The organism is Candidatus Venteria ishoeyi, from assembly GCF_030378065.1.
GTDB classification, from domain to species: domain Bacteria; phylum Pseudomonadota; class Gammaproteobacteria; order Beggiatoales; family Beggiatoaceae; genus Venteria; species Venteria ishoeyi.
Map to the genome: position 1 here is coordinate 1 of NZ_JAUCGJ010000112.1, position 1,078 is coordinate 1,078.

Consider the following 1,078-nt stretch of genomic DNA (forward strand, 5'->3'; position numbering starts at 1 on the left):
ATATTACAAGCGGCTCAATTACATGAAGGCGTGGATGCTATAAGACAACTAAATGCAAATGAAAACCATGCATTACATGAGAAAGAAAGCGTGGTTGTTCGTATGTTGAGTCTGATTGTCATTGTTGCTATGCGCCGAGCACAGCCCATGTATACCTGTTTGGATGCTTATTTTGCAACTGCCCCTGCCTTTCTTTATGCGGCTTCTTACTTGATGGACGATGGTAAACCCTGGGTTCATCTGATTACCAAAGCAAAATCAAATTATGTTGCTTATCTCATTGATGGACAAAAGAAAAAAAAGACATTCAAGCTCTTTTCCTTGTTTAAGCATCAAGACTGGTTTGAAATTGCGCCGCATCCGCTGCATCCAGAGCGTATTGTACATTTTTATTGGGAAGACCTTTGTTGGGGCGCGCTGGGGTTAAATATTCGTTTTGTCTGGGTTATTGATCAAGAGCGTCGTTTTATTTTGATGTCTTCAGACCCAAACTTACCGGCTTTAGAAATTCTGAAAATTTATGCTTTGCATTTTAAGATTGAAGCAGCTTTTTATGTTCTAAAACATGTTGTTGGCGCTTTTTGTTACCGTTTTTGGTCAAAATTATTAGTCAGTCCAACTGATAAAACCAGCATTAGCTTATCTTGGACAAAAGATAATCCAATGGCAGTCAATCTGTTGAAAAAACTGGAAGTTATTGAACGTTTTGTAAATTTAGCTATTATTGCACAAGGCATTTTAAGCTATTTTGCTTTGGTAAAAACCAGGTTGGTTTGGAAAATACATCATCGTAGCTCCTGGTTACGCACCTATTCCTCAAATTTACCATCGGAAGAAACTGTGCAGAGGGCTTGTCAGGCAAATATTTTATGGGGTGCCTCAAGTATGCTTCTTGTCTGGATAAAAAACCAATATAAGCTAAAATCGGAACAGAAAAAATCGATAAAAGTACCTAAAAATGCTACTTTAGAGCATTTCTTACTGAGTTAGCTGAGTATCCTCAATAGCTTTGGTTGGAAGAAATTTTTTCCTTCTTGAAGAAAATCGGATACTTATTAAAATAGCTTTTTATTCAAAA

At 37.0% G+C, this 1,078-nt stretch carries 1 protein-coding gene; it reads left to right on the plus strand.

Going from position 1 to position 1,078, the window contains the following annotated elements; all coding sequences use genetic code 11:
* On the plus strand, window positions 1–990 hold a 990-nt coding region (locus tag QUF61_RS18120; RefSeq protein WP_289682955.1), incomplete at its 5' end, for a hypothetical protein.
* Window positions 991–1,078: the final 88 nt, after the last annotated feature.